Below are 17297 nucleotides of genomic sequence, written 5' to 3'. Positions count from 1 at the left end.
GATGTGGGTCATGCAGACGTTGCCACAGGACGTGGCGTTCTTAGTCTGCGTTCCTTTTTGAGCGAGGCGCTTGCGCTTTTCTTATCTTACTGCTGCCGGATTGCCCGCCGGCCACTCTTCGCAGGTATAAGCCATCTCCCAGAAGCCAAGCTCCAGCTGGCAGCTTTTTCGGAAAGCGTCCTTCATTCGCTGCCTTTCTTCCGGTGATGCCGCATCAGCAAGCTCATCCAAACGGTTTCTCATATTCATGGTCACAGCCTCGACCCTTAAATTTGCATAAAAAGAGATCCATGGATAAAACGGATGGTTCTCATCAGGCTCATATTGCTTCATGAGCTCAAGCCCAATCTCCCAATAAGTCCATGGACAAGGCAATAATGCAGAAAGGATTTCACCCATGCCGCCTGTGTGGGCATGATACATCATATGCTTAACATAATGATCAGCTGTTGGCGGGAGCGGATAACCCTGCAATGCTTCGTAATCCACGCCAATCTGCTGGCAAAAATTATGGTGGGGATGTACTTCGCTGTTCAATACAAATTCTATTTGCTGATTAAAATAAGCAATATCCTTACGCTCTGCTGACTTTGAAATGGCAATCCCATAAATATGCATGAACGCATTCAAATACTCAAAGTCCGCTTTAATGTAATGGGCCAGCGCCTCTTTCGGCACATCCCCTCTCCCGATACCCTGAACAAATGGATGTTCAAATATCAGCTGAAACAAATCTTCATTTTCCTTGCGCAGAATCTCTGAAAAAGTCATAAAAAATAGCCTCCTTATTAAATTCAGAAGCTGCCGGGGAAAAAGCATGAGGATATATAACGAGGTCCTCACCGCTTCCCTGCGCTGGCATTATCCAGATCAGGTTCCAAGGGACAAAGGAAAAGCTCCTTATCTCAGCCGTAGCGCCCCTAGCAGTTTTCTAACATTTTTTAATTTTTTTACCGATTGTCTAACTTGTCGTTTTTCACTCATAAATTTTGGATTTCGTCCATAACTCTTGAAAATCGCTCATAAATTTTTGGATTTCGCCCATAACTCTTGAAAATCGCTCATAAATTTTTGGATTTCGCCCATAACTCTTGAAAATCGCTCATAAAGTCAGATTGCTATGCTGCACTCCGCTTATCTGCTTACTCAACTAGCTTCGCCAGCCCAAAATCATCACATATTCTGAACCAAATTCTTCTCTTTAACCTTCGCCAAAACCATCCAGCCTATGGCCGCACCGGCAATGCTGCTGACCAGGAATGGCGGTACAAAGAAGAATGCGCCAGCTGCGCTCCCCATGAGAACCTTTGCGTATGGGACTGCAAACAATGCACCGATTATGCCGGTACCTACCACCTCACCAACAGCAGCCCATATTTTCCGGCCGAACTTCAAATAAAGCACACCTGCCAAAAACGCACCCATCATGCCGCCTGGAAACGCAAGCAGCGTCCCGAATCCAAGCAAATTACGAAGCAGGCCAATCATAAAAGCCACGGCTGCTGCAGGCAGGGGTCCAAGCGTCACCGCTGCCAATACATTTACCGCATGCTGGACCGGATAGGCCTTGGCTACACCTGCCGGAAACCAGATCAAATGGGATCCCAGTGTCCCAATTGCCACAAATAAAGCCATCGTAGTTAACAATCGGGTTCTGTTCATCTAAACCTCCTTTCTAAAGGGGCGCCTGATTGCTTATCAGGATGAGAAGTATGTATACAAAAAAGCCAGATTCCCATAAGGACCTGGCTTGGTTTAGTATATGAATCGACATATAGTCAAATCCTACTTCCCTCCGCTGGCATTAACCAGATCAGGTCCATAAGAGTCAGAAAGCTATAACGCGCTTTCCTCTCAGCCCGCACATTCGGGGCACCCCTAGTAGTTGAATAGATATTTAGTTTGATAAGCTATCTCAAGCATAACAAACTATTCCGGCACTGTCATCAATCTTTTTGCTTAAATACTTTTCTTGATGCAATCGATTAAGCGCTCTTCAATTTCTGCTGCGAAGCTTTGAACAGATTCGTTTTTGATTAGTTCAATCATGCTTGTCGGCTTGGGCATGCCAATTTTTGTTTTGCCTTCATCTTCATACACAACAATTTTACAAGGCAGGAAGTAGCCGGCCATTTTATTCTGTGTTAAAACGCGATGTGCTTCATTTGGATTACATACCTCTAAAACATGGAAGGCCTCGTTATATTCCAATCCTTTTTCCTGCAGCTTCTCCTGAACGTTAAACTGCCATAAAACTCCGAACTTTTCTTCCTTCAGACTTCCCTCAAGTGAGGATATTGCTTCTTCAATCGATTTTTCGGTTTCAACTGTGTAATCGAACATGACTGCATCTCCTTTAATGTCGGCATATTAATCATGTACCCCTATAGGTATATTAGTAAACACAGTCTGAACTGTCAACTGACCAGGCTTTTTTTAAAAAGATGAAAAACTATCGAATTAGCTGCAGACCTGCCAGCTCTTTTAGGCTCCCCACCCCTGCCAGAGACAGCGACACTTTCGTTTCTTCAATAAAGTTGGCAAGCACTTTTTCAACCCCAGCCTGCCCGCCAATGGCCAAACCGTACACATACGGCCGTCCTAGGCAAACTGCGTCGGCTCCTAATGCCAGAGCTTTGACAACATCTGAACCGCGGCGAATGCCACTGTCAAACAATACTGGAATTCGTCCTTTGACTTCCTTCACGATCGGTCCCAGCGCATCAATCGCCGCAATTACCCCATCAAGCTGCCTGCCGCCATGATTAGATACTATGATTCCGTCTATCCCTTTTTCAACGGCCTGCCTGGCATCTTCCGGATGGAGAATACCCTTTAATAGTATCGGCAGACTTGTTTTCTCTTTTAACCTTGCAATATGCTCCCAGCTCAATGTTGGATGATGGATATTATCAAGGATTCCCTGAACTACATCATCGTCATGGAGAGAGGCCATAAAGACAGAATCGCTCTCATAATTTGCTTTTCCATAGCCAAGCTTTAACGGGGAAAAATTGTTTCTTAGATCCGCTTCCCTCCATCCCATCATCACTGTATCAACTGTTAACACAATGGCTTCATATCCTGATTCCTGCGCTCGGCGCACCATACTGAACGCAGCATCTTCATAATTGGACCAATATAATTGGAACCATTTTGGGCTCGCGCCTGTTGCATTAGAGATTTCTTCAATGGAATAACTGGATACCGTGCTCTGGATAAAAGGTATTCCAAACGAAGCTGCTGCCCGTGCAGATGCAAGCTCTCCCTCACTGTGTTCAAGGCGCTGCATTCCAATAGGTGCCAGGAAAACTGGATAAGGATACGTTTTTCCAAATAAATTCACACTTATATCCGGCACTGAAACACCTCTCAGCATTCTCGGTACAATTGAGTATTTTGCAAAGGATTCAATATTCTTTTTCAGCGTTTCTTCTCCTCCGGCTCCTGATTGGACATAGCCAAATCCGCCAGCTCCCATCACTTTCTCTGCTTCTTCTTCCAGTTCCTTAAATGAAATAGGAAAGTTTTCTGCGAAACTAATATTCTCTACTTTTGCCATATTCAGCCCTGCCTTTTTTTGAATTTATTGAAAATAATAACACTTTTTTAGATTTTATGAAACCATGTAATAAAATCATAAATTCGCAATAATGCAGCCTTTCCTATACAAATTAGCCGCGATAGGCAGGGATTTCACAAAAAATCGGGAATAAACATTTTAACCTTAATGAAATTGGAGTGTACAAAATGCTAATTAAACAGCCTTTTGATGAATTTCTGAAATTCCATTACGAAAGAGTCAGTGAAAGCAATATGAAAGTCACTTTGCCAATCCAGCCGCTCTTTATTAACAGCGCGGGGCTGGTTCATGGAGGCATTATTTCCACTCTTGCGGATGTAGCGATGGGGAATATATTCGAGCCGGATGAAAACCAGATGCAATCCGTGGTGACGGCTGATTTAAAGGTCACTTTCCTAAAGGGGGCGACAGGTGAATTTCTTATCGCTAATGCTTACCTTGTGAAAAGAGGGCGCACCCTCAACCATACAGACTGCCTGATTTATAACGACCAGGATCAGCTGGTTGCCAAAGCATCGGGAATCTTCGCATCTATCTAGAGTGATTGATCCTATCGTTGCCTGAATAGTTTCGCTGACAGCGATAGGAGGAACCATTTTAAGACTACGGACAATCCTCATAGTTTCTTTTCTTCTTCTTTTTATAAAAGTGAGATACACTGTAAAATACCCCTATCACAACCGAAACGACTAATAAAAGCTGTGAGGCAGATAAGGATAATGCATGGGCCAAAGAAAGAGAGTAAGCCAGCAGCAAGGAAGTTGCCATTTTGGAAATAGAGGCAATTCCCAGGAACTTTTTAAATGAAACCCCACCCATTCCTGCTCCAACACAAATGATTTCATCTGGCAATATCGGAATAACAAACAGCAGCATTAGTATAGTGTTCTCATTTTTTTCCATGTATTTTTGGTATTTTATCAGATGCCGTTCCTTTATAAACCTCGATACAAGCTTTAACCCTCCTATCCTTGCAGTCCAGAACATAACAATAATCCCGGAAATTGTTCCTGTAAATCCAAGAAAGGCAGCGGCAGCGGGACCGAAAACGGCACTTCCGGCAGGCAGTGTTACGGCTTCGGGAAGCGGCAAAAGAATGGGCTGTAAAAAGCAAACCAAGAAAAAGATGAGCTTCCCTTCCGCCTCATATTCCCTCAGCATACTCTCGAGCCCATAGGCATCAGTCAGAACGAGTATCTTTGTTAAATAAAAGGTAATAAAAACAATTAACAGCAGACTGAACATAAACATCAGTGCCAGTCTGCTGTATTTTAATCGAGACCACTTGCCTGCAGCAAAAAAGTAAAAATCCAACACTAATATGGCAGCCATGCCTGTAATGATAACCCATTTATAAGCCGGCAAAAGTGTCGGCATTAAATTAAACAATATATACAACGCTAATAAAATGATAAGCCCATGCAAACTAACTTCAATTTTTCCATTCATACATTTTCCCCTTCTTGCTTTTCTTAACTATAGTTTAGAAAAGAATACAAGGAGGATTAAGCTCCCTTGGCATTAAAATAATCTAAGGCCAGAGACTTATATTAAAAAAGCAGGGCATATCCTGCTTTTTCTAATACTCTATCTCATCATAATCCTTAGGCTGCGGAACAGGCTGATTTCCTTCATGTTTTCCAAACTCATTGACAAGCTCCCTCTCCTCTTTTGGGCCTTGAGCCTGTTGTTTATTTTGCTCATCTCTTCTGGTCAATTCATTTGCTCCTTCCTTATGGTTCTCTAAATTAATATGTACCATTACTTGCATTTCACGCATATATAGAAGGATTTTTCCGGCCCTTTGTAAAATAGGTAAAATAGCAATTGAAAGGAAGGATTAATATGTTGATATACCACAAAACGGAAGATTGGATCCCAATGGAAAACTGCTGAGTGCATGCAACGTGATTCATAAAGGTTGATAAGGAAACTAAGCCCCAAGCCCTATCTCAATTTACTGCTCAGGCTGATAGGGACAGCCTTTTTCCCTTGCTACACTTATAAAGTGATTTAACAAGGAGGGAAAAAGGTTGAAAAAGATGGGAACAAAAGCAGCCAGATGGCTAAAAATTCTTCATATCGTTCTGGTTTCCTTATTTTTCGGAGGGATCATGAGCTCACTCGTTTTGAATTTCAACATGAAGTTAGCTGCTTATGATCAAACATTGGATATGTACCAAAACGTGGTGGCTATCAGCGACTATATTGTGCGGACTGGTGCTGTCGGCACATTACTGGTGGGCATTATTTATGGCTGTTTTACAAATTGGGGGTTTTTCAAGCACAGATGGGTAACAATTAAGTGGATTTTATTTATTATCCAAACTATTGTCGGCATTACAATTGTCGATGAATTAATGGTGGAAAATCTGGCCCTGCTTGAAGCAGAAGGCAGCAAGGCGCTGACAAATCCTGTTTTCATAGATAATCATACTGTTCGACAGTATGCCGTCTACTTTCAAATTGCAGTCACCCTTTTCATTTTTGCGATATCCGTCTTGCGTCCTTGGAAAAAGAAAAGGCAAAAATAAAGCTGGCAGCCCATCCCGACTATCATTTTTAAACCAAGCATTTCAATCATACGTTTAATTAATAAGAAGGAGATTCCCATGGTAAAATTAGAACCTTTTACAGAAAAAGATTTCGATTTGCTCATCAGCTGGATCAGCACACCGGAATTAATGGTTCAGTGGAGCGGTGCCCATTTCAAATTCCCGCTTAATCATGAGCAGCTTGCTAAGTATGTTAGCTCTGCGAATCTGGAAACCAGCTCGGAATACATCTACAAAGTTATGGCAAACGATGAAATCGTCGGTCATATTTCCCTTGGCAGGGTTGACCGTGTCAACGAAACTGCGAGGATTGGCAAGGTTTTCATCTGCCCCGCAGCACGGGGGAAAGGGTATGCTTCAGAAATGATTCATCAAATCCTGAACTTAGCGTTCCAAGAGCTGAAATTAAATAGAATCAGTCTCGGGGTTTTCGATTTTAATCTGCCTGCTATTAAGATTTACGAGCAGGCAGGTTTCCAAAAAGAAGGACTTCTCAGGCAGACCAATAAAGTTAGAAATGATTATTGGAACTTGATAGAAATGAGCATCCTGAAAGCTGAATGGCAGGCCAGCGCCGGGCTAAGGGGTATTCAATCAAACGTTTGATTGAATTATCCTCTACATAAAAAAACAGGGCAGATATACTCCGCCCTGCTTGATTTAGCTTGCTTTTTCTTCAGCTGGCACTTCCTGTTTTTCCTTGGAAAGGAACCATCCAGCTAATGCTATTCCAATTAAGACTACATAAAAAGTAACTTTCCATTCGGTCGACTTGGCAAATCCTTCAGGCAGGATCGCCAGCGCCGGATGGGACATTGTATAGACAGCCAATTTGACACCAACCCAGCCGACAATACCAAATGCTGCAACCTCAAGTCCAGGTCTCCTGTGAAGCAGATCTACAAAGAGGTTTGCAGCAAAACGCATAATGATCAATCCGATCATACCGCCGGCAAAGATGACAAAGAACTTTCCGCCGTCAAGTCCACCTATATGGCCAAGTCCTGAATCCGGAAGAGCCACGGCCAGAGCGACCGCTGCCAGAATGGAATCTACAGCGAATGCTATATCAGCTAGCTCAACTTTAAATACTGTCAGCCAAAAACCAGATTGTTTCTTTTCTTTCGTTACTTCTGCTTCTTCCTCGCCTTTTTTCACAAGAAATTTTCTTAATATGTGATTAGCCGCGATAAACAGAAGGTATAGCGCTCCAATGGCTTGAACCTGCCATACATCTACTAAATATGAAATCGCAAATAACGATCCAAAGCGGAAAACAAACGCTCCAGCCAACCCGTAAAATAAAGCTTTCTTCCTCTGCTCCTCCGGAAGGTGCTTAACCATAATCGCCAGCACCAGCGCGTTATCAGCAGCCAATAAACCCTCCAGCGCCACAAGCAGCAGCAATACCCATCCATATTCAAGTATTAGTGATAATTCCATCTAAACACCCTCCCTTATTTCACCTTTGTGTATTTTTCGTCTAAACGTTTTTCAATTTTAGCCAGCAATTCTTGATCTCTCAGCAGCTCTTCTTTGTTTTTTTTAATTAATTCTGCAAATGATACTTTAGCTTTTTTCATCTTGGTCTCCTTTCCTTCTATTTTTTAAGTATTGAAAGCTTCGCACTGTTTCCCTGCAGTTATGTCGATTGAGGATTTCCATTGCCAAGCTATATCGGGCAATAAAAAAACCTCTACCAGCAAGCGGTAAAGGTTTCAAAAAAACAAAAAGACCTTTACCCGAAACAGGCAAAGGTCTTGCTAACAACGTTAAGGTTGCCAACAAAGCCGGGAGCTCTTAACTCCGAAATGACGACTCTGCTGTAAAAGCTACTCCCCTTTAGGAGAAACTATTCAACTATACGTTAATCATATTCTATTTTTCTTAAGTCGTCAACCCTTATGCAAATCGGTAATAAATCAGAATGAATGTCGCAAGGACGAAAATAAAGTTCAGGAATACAAACACAAATTGATCAGCCTTGGTTTTATGCAGCTTAATAGGCGGGTTATAGAAAGACACCCCTTCAATGATGAAGATAATCAGCACAATATGGATCATAAAATGACCGATTACTTCTGTCATTCCAAACAGCATCGTGGTTGTGATAAAAATAACCGTCACGACGAAGCCAACTACTCGGTTAAGGATCCCTACCACTAGAAGGTAACCGACAACAAACTCAATGAATGCAGCCATAACAACGAATGCAGCCGGTGCAAAGCCGAATGTGGGAACTCCGTGATTGGCTACAATATCGAGAGACATGCTTGGATATACCCATTTTTCGACAGCCACCCAGCATAAAGATAAACCTGTGCCTAAATACAGGAATGGAAATCCAACCTTCTCAAGCTTCGTGCTGCCGACCAGCAAGACACCAATAATGGCAACATAATATCCATAATCAAGCATATGGAAGATACCATTCTGAAGGGTAACGTACATAAATAGTCCTAGTAAAATAATGGCTCCGGCCTTTGTAGAGATATGATGCGGAATAAGCAGAAAGCCAATCGCTGCCCAAGTTAGAATCATTGCAATCGTATTGGTTAAATGAAATTCAGGCGCAAATAATGTTCCATTCGTCACCTGGATTATTAAAGCAGCTGCTGTACCATACTTAAGGATATACCTGCTGTATTTGCGGAATCCTGAGAGCCAGTCATCAAGCTTTTTAACTTTGCCCCATTGCGCTGTCCTTGGGATAATCAATGTCAGCATCGCAAGTACAATCGCAGCTGTCAGTGCCAGTCCCATAAATAAAGGCGATAATATATTTTCAATCGTTTCCTTTTGAGGTGTCACATTCGTGAACCATTTCACATGAGCACTCGTAAAAAAAGGCGTCATGACTAATCCTGATATTAATAAAAGCTGAAATATTTTTTTCATGATGATCGCGCCTCCTTGAACTGCAGTTAAAAATTATATAAACAATATAAGTACAGTATTAATATAATATACCTCCCTATACTGTGGATTATTCAAAAATGAACATTATGTGAAATGTTTCACATAATTAAGATTAAAAACAGGCGAATACGCATCGCCTGTCTTCACCTTCTTAATTATCTTTTTTTAAAGCCGAAAGCACTGGTTTTTTCTCTTCATTCTTTACCTCATCTGACACTAAATCTTTTGCGGCACTTTTAAACTCCGTTAAGGTCCGCCCAAATGCCCTCCCGATTTCGGGAAGCTTGGATGGCCCAAATATGATCAATGCAATGACAAGAACGAGAATTAAGCCTGGAATGCCAATGTTCGATATCATCTTCTCACCGTCCCTTTAATGTAATACTTTTTCACGCTTTTTCTTAAGCTGCTTTTCATGTGCCCGGGTATGGGCGCGATGGCGGTCTTCCTCCACCTCAGCAGATATTCGAACTCCCTGAGGTACAGCTGAAGCCGAAACCTGTTTCAAGCCAGCCTGATCTTTTTCAAAAACAAAGGATGCTCTCGTTGAAATATCCGCCCCAGGCTCTGTTACGAAAGGAAGAACCCGATAATCTGCACGCCATTGCTCTGGTGTTACCTGGCAGCGGACATAGCCTCTATAATTATTAAAGAACTTAATATGCGGATTTTCTGCAAGTGTCTTTTCCGTATCCGCTCTCACATCTGATCCGTTTCCACCTGATGTGATAGAGGTTCCGACAAATTCGGCCCCAATCAGCTTTGCATTTGGATCATTATAGTCTGTTAGAATATTGGAAGCCCAGCTTGCATGAACATCCCCAGTCAGAACAATTAGGTTTCCCATATTGTTTGAAGCAGCAAAATCAGCCAAACGCTGCCGGGCAGCAGGGTAACCATCCCATGCATCCATGCTCAACTTCGGCGAGGCAATTGTCCCGAAATTTCTCTGGGCAAAGAACACCTGCTGTGCAAGTACATTCCAATGCGCTTTGGAGCTGGCAAGATTGCTTTCAACCCATTGTTCCTGTTCATTGCCAAGAAGAGTGCGGTTTGGATCAAGCGACTCCGGCGTATGTGGCTTGCTGCCATCACCATTTGCCTGATCATCCCGATATTGCCGGGAATCAAGCACAAGGAATGACGCTAGGCTGCCATAGCTGAATTCCCTATACAGCTGCATACCATCACCATTTGGCATGGAAGATAGCCGGAGCGGCATGTGCTCATAGTATGCCTGATAAGCGGCAGCACGGCGTTTAATAAATGCTTCAGCTGACTGGCCTTTTTCCGGAATCCCTGCTGCATAGTTATTTTCCACTTCGTGGTCATCCCAAGTTACCACCCAAGGGAAAGCAGCATGAGCTTCTCTCAGATGTGGGTCAGATTTGTACTGAGCATGGCGGTTCCTATAATCTTCAATAGAGATAATTTCCGGTCCGCTATGGTGGCGAACATTTCCTGTTGGTGAAATATATTCATTTGGCCCATATTCATATATGTAGTCGCCAAGGTGAATGACAAAATCCAGATTTTCCTTTGCCATATGCTGATAGGCTGTAAAAAATCCATGTTCATACTGCTGGCATGAAGCAAATGCAAATGATAGACCTGATACTTTGGCACCTGCAGCCGGAAGCGTCTTTGTTTTGCCGATGGGGCTTAGTTCATTTCCACATTTAAAACGATAATAATAGACAGTGTTCGGCATTAAGCCTTCTGCCTCCACATGCACAGAATGTGCCAAATCCGGCACTGCAATTTCTGTTCCGCGATTAACAACTTTACGGAAGTGTTCATCTTCAGCAAGTTCCCATTTGACTGGCACAGCATGATTAGGCATCCCGCCTCCATTAAGCGGATCTGGTGCAAGCCTTGTCCATAAAACCACACTGTCCGAAAGAGGATCTCCTGATGCAACACCGAGCGTAAAAGGATACTTGCTGAACTTAGGAGCAGCATCAACCTTTAGATTGCCCATACCTAATGATTGCGCCATAGCCAGGGCAAGCGAAAAACCGGCAATTTTCCCTGCACCAGATAGAAAGCTCCGGCGGTCAATGTCCCTCTTCAAGTTCTCTTCATTAAACTTCCTGATTAAATCATCAATTGACCTCTCATTGTTCATTTTCTTCACCTCTTAATTCAATCTGGATTCACATTTGATTATAAGAGGCTTTTTTTAAAGCAATATGAAGATGTGTAAAGGAGAATGACAATACCTCTGCCTATTTTATCAGGACTTTTGTAAGGATTTGGTTATTCATTCAACCTATAATCCAGACTTGCAGCCAAAATGCCTTTGTACCCCTGTATCATTTGTCCCAACTATTTTTACAATATATACATAGAATATTAACGAATCCTGTCAAAATCTTTTAGTTTACTAATCTATAAATAGTGGTTATGATGATAGTTATAATCTTGAAAAGGGGTGAGGGAATGAAAAAAATGAAGTTAATGCCATTTTTAATGCTGTCTGTATTTTTAACCTTCCTCATCACCCAGTACCCTGGTGTCCATTTTAATGATATTCCAATGGACCAAAGCAAAGCGGTAACTGTTTCGGACTTTACCGAGAGTTTCCTATTAAAAGATGATCCTAAAAAACATATCTTTACACAGGATATGATTTCTTTAGCCATCACAATCCTAACCATTATCCTTTTTATATACAGTGCCCTGCACATCATCGCCCGCAGGAAAAGGATATTCTATACTCCCATCTTCTACGAGGCGAATTATGTAATCCACACTCCTTAATTGTCCAACAAAACAATTAAAGGAGGAAACGAATAATGTGGATTCGATTCTTAATGATTGGGTTATTTTCATTAACAGCTTCCAGCCTGTTCTTTTATCAGGGAATGGAAATGTATCATGCTTTCACAGATTTCTTTAGACAAAAATAAGAAGTTGGCGCCCAGGGACTCCCTGGGTGTTTTTAGTTTTTTCTATCAACAGGAACTACTTATCTGCATTAGTTCCCTTCGTCCCCTCATTAGCTCCCTTCGTTCATTCCCTGCTCTTCCCGCAGGCACTAATCCTCAATACATCTCCCGCCATTTTCACTTTTTAACTCAGCTCATAAAAAAACACCCGGCCTGTTTTATTCCCAGGCTGGGTGTTCATTCTTAATGTGCTTTTGCATATTTATCGTCTATCTTCTTTTCGATCTTTTCAAGCTCACGGCTATCTTTTAAAAGCTCTTCTTTATTTGCCTTAATCATTTCAATCATTGATAATTTTTTCTTTTTCATTTCTGCTCACCTTCTCTCACGATGTTCGTAAACTCTTGGATGCTGGATCTTTTTTTTTGACAGAGCATGTTGTCTGTCACCTAAAATACAATCGTCTTATTTCCATGCACAATAACTTTGTCTTCCACATGCCAGGCGACTGCCTGGGCTAGAACCTGTCTTTCCACATGACGTCCTGCAATTTTGAGATCCTGTGCAGTGTGGCGGTGATTAACCCGCTGGACATCCTGCTCAATGATCGGGCCTTCATCCAAATCATTCGTTACATAATGAGCTGTTGCCCCAATCAGCTTGACTCCGCGGTTAAACGCCCGTGCATAAGGATTGGCTCCCACGAAGGCTGGCAGAAAGCTATGATGGATATTGATAATCCTATTTGGATATTTGGAAATAAAGCTCGGCGAAAGAATCTGCATATATCTCGCCAGTACAATGAAATCCACTTTTCCATCCAGCAGCTCCACCGACTTTTGCTCGGCTTCAGCTTTAGTGTCAGGTGTAATCGGAACATGATGATAAGGTATTCCAAAACCCTCCACCACTTCCCTCATGTCGGGATGATTGCTGATCACCAAGGGAATATCCACTTCAAGCTCCTTCGACTTCCAGCGCCATAGCAGCTCCAGCAGACAGTGATCCATCTTAGAAACAAATATGGCCATCCGCTTGCGCTCGCCTTTGCCGCTCAGCTTCCACTCCATTGAGTATTCCCTGGCCATTTCAGGCAGATCCTCTTTCAGTTTTGAAAAGGACTCATCAAAATGATTCATATCGAATTCAATCCGCATAAAGAAGATGCCTGCCAGCGGATCGGTTGTGTGCTGGTCAAAATGGACAATGTTAGCCTTATGCTCCAGCAGGAAATTGGAGACTGTGGAGATAATGCCTGGCCTCTCAGGACAGGATATCAGCAATGTCGCCCGGTTTGCGTTGATATTTGTATTCATATAGATTCCTCCATCTGCATTTCCCGAAGCTGCCATCCATATAAAAAGGACAGAAAAAGGCGGCTTCTTCATCCCCCTTCTCTGTCCTTTTACCTGAGAGTTTGACCCCTTTGGTGTCGCAAGATTCCTGCGCGCTCTCCAGAGATGCGTCTGACTGCGGTCTGTCTACCTGAGAGATTGGCTTCAAGGGTATTTTTGAAGCTTGCTCCTTCGGTGGCTATTGAATGCTCTCTCCCGCAGCCGTCATTCGCTCAATATTTTTGTTATTTTCAGAATAATACATTATTTAAACCGTGTCAATCGAACTGCGTTTCTTTCACAAAATTGCCACAATTATAACCAACTATTTTCTTTAAATTCCGATTAATAATTTGCTTTTGAATAAAGGGCGGAAAAAAAAAGCCTGAAGACAATGTCTCCAAGCCGTTTTCTATACAGCCGCTTTCGGTTTCGGCTCCTTTTTTTGCCAAGCAATCGTGATAAACAATGTAACGATCAATAAGGCCAGACCGAGAACAAACGGATAGGTAATCCGCACATCGTAAAGTACACCGGCAATCGTTGGCCCAAGCACGTTTCCAATACTCATATAAGCATTGTTCATACCCATCGCAAATCCCTGCTCATTGCCGGCCATTTTTGAGATTAGCGTGGTTAAAACCGGACGCAGGATGGAAGTAGCAAGGAAAATGATCAGCGAAATAACGAAGAAAAGCGCATAGCTGCCTGCAAACAGCGAGACAAGGAATCCTGACGCTGCAACAGCTAAAAAGATATTCAATACCTTTCCTTCTCCGAATTTATTAACCACCCGATCAACTACAAATAACTGAACAATTACACTAATGACCCCCGTTGAAGTCACCATAATGGCAATTTCCTGGGGAGTAGCAGCAAACTCATTATCAAGGTACAGCCCCAGCACAGATTCATACGCCATTAGCCCAAAGCTCATCACCAATGTAATGACAAGCGGAATAAAATAAGGCTTCTTAACAGACATTGCCAGCTTCTTGACCATTGGTTCCTCTTCAGGCATCTCTCCTGGCACGGTCTGCAATGTGCTGCTTTCTTTGAGGAGCACAATTGAAAAAATAACAGCCACTAGAGATACAAGTGCTGAAATCAGAAATGGCATTTTCAAGCCGAAGTCTGCCAAAAATCCGCCAATTCCAGGTCCAACAACAATTCCAAGTGACATCGCAGCTGAGACAAGGCCATTTCCTTTTGCACGCTGCTCCATGGTAGTAATATCTGCAATGTAAGCAAAAATAGCTGGAATCAGCAAGGCTGCCCCAATGCCTCCAATGACACGTGAAAAGTAAAGCAGCCAAATGGAATCTACTGCATAAAAGACAAGCATGGATAAAGTCAGACCAGCTAACCCGTAAATAATCATCTTTCTGCGTCCGTACTGGTCAGCCCATTTCCCCGCAATGGGAGAAAAAATCAGCTGGGCACCCGCAAAAATGGCAATCATCAGGCCTGCTGCCGTTCCCCCCTGATTAATGGATTCCAAATAAGCCGGCAAAATCGGAATGATAATCCCAAAGCTTCCGATCGCAATAAACATATTGATCATCAATATGATCATCTTTTTCTTTTGATCCCCTGACATAGCGGATACCCCTCCTTCTATATGTGAAAAATTTACATTATTTTTTTCGGCACGCTAAATAGCTTATAATGAGACGGGCTGCTTTGTCAAAGGAAAAAAAAGAGAAGCTCCAGCATGTGCTGAAGCCCCTTGTATTTACCCTTTAAATTTGTCCGGGAATTGCTTCACAACCGCATCAGAAATGGCATCTGCCATCATGATAATATGCGTTATTCCATCATCAATCGAAACAATTCTTGCATCCCAATCCTTAACCAGGCTTGCTGTTAAATCATCCGTCACTAATTCAAGATGCGTGTATAGCAATTTTTTTACATCTTCATTTTTTAAATTAGGATTGGCTTCGCTTAGAAAAGCAGCGATATCATCGGCATTGCGATACCATTCTTTGTTCAGCTGATTCACTTTGGCGCCTTGCCCGCTCTTGGCAGCTTCAACAATATCTCCTGCAATAACGATATGCTCCTTAAGCAGCTCTGTAAGCTTATTTCCTGCAGCATCTCCATAATAGGGCTTTATCGAATTGCCGATGTCCTCCTGTTTTTTCAAGAGCCTTGCCAGAACCTGCTTCTGATCCTCTGCCCCGGCTGTTGTAGCACTTGTAATATAATTGCTTGTCCATAATACATGGTCGATCCATAATCTGCGGAATTCATTTTCAAACTTAACCTCTGATTGGGTGATACACGGTTTCTGTGCAGCTGCATTGCCCGGGGCTGCCAGCATATTCAGCGGCATCAGCAGCATTATTAATAAGATCAGTAATTTCTTCATATCCTTTTCTCCTTCCATATTGAAAAAGTTTCCTTCTTATTTTGATTATCTTAAGATTTTTCATTCAAAAAAATAAAGCTCGAGGTTTATGCCTCCAGCTTTTCAATCAAACGTTTGATTTATTTACCTTATCTTGCTGTAATAGGAATTTTATTGTACTTATTTGCATATAAAGCATATTTACTTTCGGATATTGTATAATTATCACACCACTGCTGCCGCAGCAAAGAACTCATTGTAAAGCGCCTGTACCGCGCGTTTTTCATCCACTGCCTGTACGCCAAACATCATGCTCACTTCAGATGAGCCCTGATTGATCATTTCCATATTTACTTTCGCTTTAGCGAGGGCTTTGGAGGCGCGCGCCATTGTTCCGATGTTTTGGCGCATCCCCTCACCAACCACCATGATAAGCGACAGGCTGTGCTGGATTTTCACCTCATCCGCGTGAAGTTCATGTTGAATGCGGCTCAGTATTTCTTCCTCCATACCATCAGTAAATTGGTTTTCCCGCAGAATAATGGAGATGTCATCAATTCCTGACGGCGTATGCTCATAGCTGAGGCCATACTCTTCCAAAATGGTCAGCAGCTTCCTCCCGAAGCCGACTTCCCTGTTCATTAAGTATTTGCCGACGTATATGCTGCAGAATCCCTGATCACTGGCAATCCCGATCACAGGTCCGTTTGTATTATCGCGCTCGTTCACAATCCTGGTGCCAGGAGCAGATGGATTATTCGTATTTTTAATCTGCACAGGAATTCCAGCCCTGAATGCCGGCACAAGCGCTTCATCATGCAGGACTGTAAAGCCTGCATAGGAAAGCTCCCGCATTTCGCGGTATGTCAGTTCTTTGATTTCTTTAGGCCTTTCCACAATAAATGGATTGACCGAATATACAGCATCCACATCTGTAAAGTTTTCATACAAGTCCGCTTTGGCTGCCCCAGCCAAAATGGAACCAGTCACATCCGATCCGCTTCTTGAAAATGTGAACACCTGCCCATCCCTGCTATATCCAAAGAAACCTGGAAAAATGATAATCCCGTCCTCTTCCCTTAAGGAATATAGATTCACATATGCCTCAGGAAGAACCTGTGCATTTCCGGGCTCCGGGCTTACAAGCAATCCCGCTTCTTTCGGGTTCACATACCTTGCTTCCACTCCCTGCTGCTGAAAATAAGCTGCAACAAGCTTTGCGTTATTATCCTCGCCGCTCGCCTTGATCAGATCCATAAAAACTTCAGGATCATCTGTATCGCTGGAGAGCCTTGTAAAAAGATCCTCCCTGATTATATCTTTAATGTCCAGACCCAGCTCCAATTCATCAGCGATTTGGCCATACCGATCCAATACAGCTTCAGCCAAGTCATCTGCTGCTTCCCCCTGAATCCGTTTCTCTGCACATGCGATTAATAAATCAGTAACCTTATTATCTGCTGAAAATCGCTTTCCAGGAGCCGAGACGACTATTATCTTCCGCTCTGGATCAGCATTTACAATATTGAAAACTTTTTCGATTTGCTTTCCGGATGCTAAAGAAGATCCTCCGAACTTCACGACTTTCATCCTGACATCTCCTAATCTCTGAAAATTTAATCTTTATTTTACTCTTATCCGCAAAGAAATCAAGAGAAAATT

The 17297-nt window shown here is 42.6% G+C and carries 20 protein-coding genes and 3 riboswitches; of the genes, 4 read left to right on the top strand and 16 right to left on the bottom strand.

The genetic code is table 11. The annotated features are described in order from the left end of the window. Window positions 1–81: 81 nt before the first annotated feature. The 4 genes from tenA to IRB79_RS03440 all read right to left on the bottom strand — a co-directional run bounded on the left by tenA (window position 82) and on the right by IRB79_RS03440 (window position 3562). Window positions 82–771: a thiaminase II gene (gene tenA, locus IRB79_RS03455; protein WP_174751049.1), complete on the bottom strand. Its 690-nt coding sequence runs from the start codon at window positions 769–771 to the stop codon at window positions 82–84. Between the two features lie 59 nt (window positions 772–830). After that, a riboswitch (TPP riboswitch) is annotated at window positions 831–932 on the bottom strand. A gap of 241 nt (window positions 933–1173) precedes the next feature. Further along, the gene (gene thiW, locus IRB79_RS03450) at window positions 1174–1662 is read right to left on the bottom strand and encodes an energy coupling factor transporter S component ThiW (RefSeq protein ID WP_243506739.1); all 489 of its coding nucleotides are present in this window, start codon (window positions 1660–1662) and stop codon (window positions 1174–1176) included. A 111-nt stretch (window positions 1663–1773) separates the two neighbouring features. Next, window positions 1774–1890, bottom strand: a riboswitch (TPP riboswitch). Window positions 1891–1959: 69 nt separating this feature from the next. Then, window positions 1960–2343 carry a DUF302 domain-containing protein gene (locus IRB79_RS03445; protein WP_243506738.1) on the bottom strand — a complete coding sequence of 128 codons (384 nt, stop codon included), beginning with the start codon at window positions 2341–2343 and terminating at the stop codon, window positions 1960–1962. A gap of 109 nt (window positions 2344–2452) precedes the next feature. Beyond that, a complete protein-coding gene (locus tag IRB79_RS03440; protein ID WP_243506736.1) occupies window positions 2453–3562 on the bottom strand; it encodes an alpha-hydroxy-acid oxidizing protein in 1110 nt (369 codons plus the stop codon). Between the two features lie 188 nt (window positions 3563–3750). On the opposite strand from IRB79_RS03440, the gene IRB79_RS03435 reads away from it, so the two are divergent. After that, the gene (locus IRB79_RS03435) at window positions 3751–4122 is read left to right on the top strand and encodes a PaaI family thioesterase (protein ID WP_243506735.1); all 372 of its coding nucleotides are present in this window, start codon (window positions 3751–3753) and stop codon (window positions 4120–4122) included. A 64-nt stretch (window positions 4123–4186) separates the two neighbouring features. Here the strand turns inward: IRB79_RS03435 and IRB79_RS03430 are convergent, their stop codons facing one another. Next, window positions 4187–5032 (bottom strand): TVP38/TMEM64 family protein, encoded by an 846-nt coding sequence (locus IRB79_RS03430; RefSeq protein WP_243506733.1) that lies wholly within the window; start codon window positions 5030–5032, stop codon window positions 4187–4189. A gap of 130 nt (window positions 5033–5162) precedes the next feature. Then, window positions 5163–5300: a hypothetical protein gene (locus IRB79_RS03425; protein ID WP_221880513.1), complete on the bottom strand. Its 138-nt coding sequence runs from the start codon at window positions 5298–5300 to the stop codon at window positions 5163–5165. 325 nt (window positions 5301–5625) lie between these two features. Between IRB79_RS03425 and IRB79_RS03420 the strand changes: the two genes are divergently transcribed. Both IRB79_RS03420 and IRB79_RS03415 read left to right on the top strand, forming a co-directional pair. After that, window positions 5626–6117: a DUF2269 family protein gene (locus IRB79_RS03420; RefSeq protein WP_243509198.1), complete on the top strand. Its 492-nt coding sequence runs from the start codon at window positions 5626–5628 to the stop codon at window positions 6115–6117. A 78-nt stretch (window positions 6118–6195) separates the two neighbouring features. Further along, entirely contained in the window at window positions 6196–6744 is a 549-nt protein-coding gene (locus tag IRB79_RS03415) for a GNAT family N-acetyltransferase (RefSeq protein WP_243506732.1), read from the top strand. Window positions 6745–6798: 54 nt separating this feature from the next. Here IRB79_RS03415 and IRB79_RS03410 read toward each other — a convergent pair whose 3' ends face one another. From IRB79_RS03410 to IRB79_RS03390, 5 genes are all read right to left on the bottom strand, one after another. Next, on the bottom strand, window positions 6799–7581 hold the full coding sequence (locus IRB79_RS03410) for a TerC family protein (protein WP_243506731.1): 783 nt from the start codon (window positions 7579–7581) through the stop codon (window positions 6799–6801). A gap of 14 nt (window positions 7582–7595) precedes the next feature. Beyond that, entirely contained in the window at window positions 7596–7721 is a 126-nt protein-coding gene (locus IRB79_RS03405) for an FbpB family small basic protein (protein WP_197204417.1), read from the bottom strand. 319 nt (window positions 7722–8040) lie between these two features. Then, complete coding sequence (locus IRB79_RS03400; protein ID WP_243506730.1) at window positions 8041–9036, bottom strand: hypothetical protein; 996 nt, start codon at window positions 9034–9036, stop codon at window positions 8041–8043. A gap of 172 nt (window positions 9037–9208) precedes the next feature. Next, window positions 9209–9415, bottom strand: a complete 207-nt coding sequence (locus IRB79_RS03395) for a twin-arginine translocase TatA/TatE family subunit (protein WP_243506728.1) — start codon at window positions 9413–9415, stop codon at window positions 9209–9211. 15 nt (window positions 9416–9430) lie between these two features. Beyond that, complete coding sequence (locus IRB79_RS03390) at window positions 9431–11185, bottom strand: alkaline phosphatase D family protein (protein ID WP_243506727.1); 1755 nt, start codon at window positions 11183–11185, stop codon at window positions 9431–9433. A 314-nt stretch (window positions 11186–11499) separates the two neighbouring features. Here IRB79_RS03390 and IRB79_RS03385 point away from each other — a divergent pair, with 314 nt between their 5' ends. Next, window positions 11500–11820 carry a hypothetical protein gene (locus IRB79_RS03385; protein WP_243506726.1) on the top strand — a complete coding sequence of 107 codons (321 nt, stop codon included), beginning with the start codon at window positions 11500–11502 and terminating at the stop codon, window positions 11818–11820. A 371-nt stretch (window positions 11821–12191) separates the two neighbouring features. On the opposite strand, the gene IRB79_RS03380 is transcribed toward IRB79_RS03385, so the two are convergent. From IRB79_RS03380 to IRB79_RS03360, 5 genes are all read right to left on the bottom strand, one after another. Continuing rightward, the gene (locus IRB79_RS03380) at window positions 12192–12317 is read right to left on the bottom strand and encodes an FbpB family small basic protein (protein WP_243506725.1); all 126 of its coding nucleotides are present in this window, start codon (window positions 12315–12317) and stop codon (window positions 12192–12194) included. An 80-nt stretch (window positions 12318–12397) separates the two neighbouring features. Beyond that, the gene (purU, locus tag IRB79_RS03375) at window positions 12398–13264 is read right to left on the bottom strand and encodes a formyltetrahydrofolate deformylase (RefSeq protein WP_243506724.1); all 867 of its coding nucleotides are present in this window, start codon (window positions 13262–13264) and stop codon (window positions 12398–12400) included. Between the two features lie 147 nt (window positions 13265–13411). Further along, a riboswitch (glycine riboswitch) is annotated at window positions 13412–13511 on the bottom strand. A gap of 183 nt (window positions 13512–13694) precedes the next feature. Continuing rightward, window positions 13695–14882, bottom strand: coding sequence for an MFS transporter (locus tag IRB79_RS03370; RefSeq protein WP_243506723.1), 1188 nt, complete (start codon window positions 14880–14882; stop codon window positions 13695–13697). A gap of 135 nt (window positions 14883–15017) precedes the next feature. After that, window positions 15018–15656, bottom strand: a complete 639-nt coding sequence (locus tag IRB79_RS03365; protein ID WP_243506722.1) for a glycosyltransferase — start codon at window positions 15654–15656, stop codon at window positions 15018–15020. A gap of 204 nt (window positions 15657–15860) precedes the next feature. Next, window positions 15861–17225, bottom strand: a complete 1365-nt coding sequence (locus tag IRB79_RS03360) for an aspartate kinase (protein ID WP_243506720.1) — start codon at window positions 17223–17225, stop codon at window positions 15861–15863. Window positions 17226–17297 lie beyond the last annotated feature (72 nt).

The sequence above is a fragment of the Cytobacillus oceanisediminis genome (assembly GCF_022811925.1).
GTDB lineage: Bacteria > Bacillota > Bacilli > Bacillales > Cytobacillaceae > Cytobacillus > Cytobacillus oceanisediminis_D.
The sequence above is the reverse complement of the archived record's forward strand: the minus strand, read 5'-3'. Positions and strand labels throughout refer to the sequence as shown.

Bases quoted from the DNA above. Each gene is read 5' to 3' on its own strand.
- IRB79_RS03390 (WP_243506727.1), bottom strand. From the start codon at position 11,185: ATGAACAATGAGAGGTCAATTGATGATTTAATCAGGAAGTTTAATGAA.
- IRB79_RS03435 (WP_243506735.1), top strand. From the start codon at position 3,751: ATGCTAATTAAACAGCCTTTTGATGAATTTCTGAAATTCCATTACGAA.
- IRB79_RS03445 (WP_243506738.1), bottom strand. From the start codon at position 2,343: ATGTTCGATTACACAGTTGAAACCGAAAAATCGATTGAAGAAGCAATA.
- IRB79_RS03430 (WP_243506733.1), bottom strand. From the start codon at position 5,032: ATGAATGGAAAAATTGAAGTTAGTTTGCATGGGCTTATCATTTTATTA.
- IRB79_RS03395 (WP_243506728.1), bottom strand. From the start codon at position 9,415: ATGATATCGAACATTGGCATTCCAGGCTTAATTCTCGTTCTTGTCATT.
- IRB79_RS03405 (WP_197204417.1), bottom strand. From the start codon at position 7,721: ATGAAAAAAGCTAAAGTATCATTTGCAGAATTAATTAAAAAAAACAAA.
- purU (WP_243506724.1), bottom strand. From the start codon at position 13,264: ATGAATACAAATATCAACGCAAACCGGGCGACATTGCTGATATCCTGT.
- IRB79_RS03365 (WP_243506722.1), bottom strand. From the start codon at position 15,656: ATGAAGAAATTACTGATCTTATTAATAATGCTGCTGATGCCGCTGAAT.
- IRB79_RS03440 (WP_243506736.1), bottom strand. From the start codon at position 3,562: ATGGCAAAAGTAGAGAATATTAGTTTCGCAGAAAACTTTCCTATTTCA.
- IRB79_RS03420 (WP_243509198.1), top strand. From the start codon at position 5,626: ATGGGAACAAAAGCAGCCAGATGGCTAAAAATTCTTCATATCGTTCTG.
- tenA (WP_174751049.1), bottom strand. From the start codon at position 771: ATGACTTTTTCAGAGATTCTGCGCAAGGAAAATGAAGATTTGTTTCAG.
- thiW (WP_243506739.1), bottom strand. From the start codon at position 1,662: ATGAACAGAACCCGATTGTTAACTACGATGGCTTTATTTGTGGCAATT.
- IRB79_RS03400 (WP_243506730.1), bottom strand. From the start codon at position 9,036: ATGAAAAAAATATTTCAGCTTTTATTAATATCAGGATTAGTCATGACG.
- IRB79_RS03370 (WP_243506723.1), bottom strand. From the start codon at position 14,882: ATGTCAGGGGATCAAAAGAAAAAGATGATCATATTGATGATCAATATG.
- IRB79_RS03410 (WP_243506731.1), bottom strand. From the start codon at position 7,581: ATGGAATTATCACTAATACTTGAATATGGATGGGTATTGCTGCTGCTT.
- IRB79_RS03380 (WP_243506725.1), bottom strand. From the start codon at position 12,317: ATGAAAAAGAAAAAATTATCAATGATTGAAATGATTAAGGCAAATAAA.
- IRB79_RS03385 (WP_243506726.1), top strand. From the start codon at position 11,500: ATGAAAAAAATGAAGTTAATGCCATTTTTAATGCTGTCTGTATTTTTA.
- IRB79_RS03415 (WP_243506732.1), top strand. From the start codon at position 6,196: ATGGTAAAATTAGAACCTTTTACAGAAAAAGATTTCGATTTGCTCATC.
- IRB79_RS03360 (WP_243506720.1), bottom strand. From the start codon at position 17,225: ATGAAAGTCGTGAAGTTCGGAGGATCTTCTTTAGCATCCGGAAAGCAA.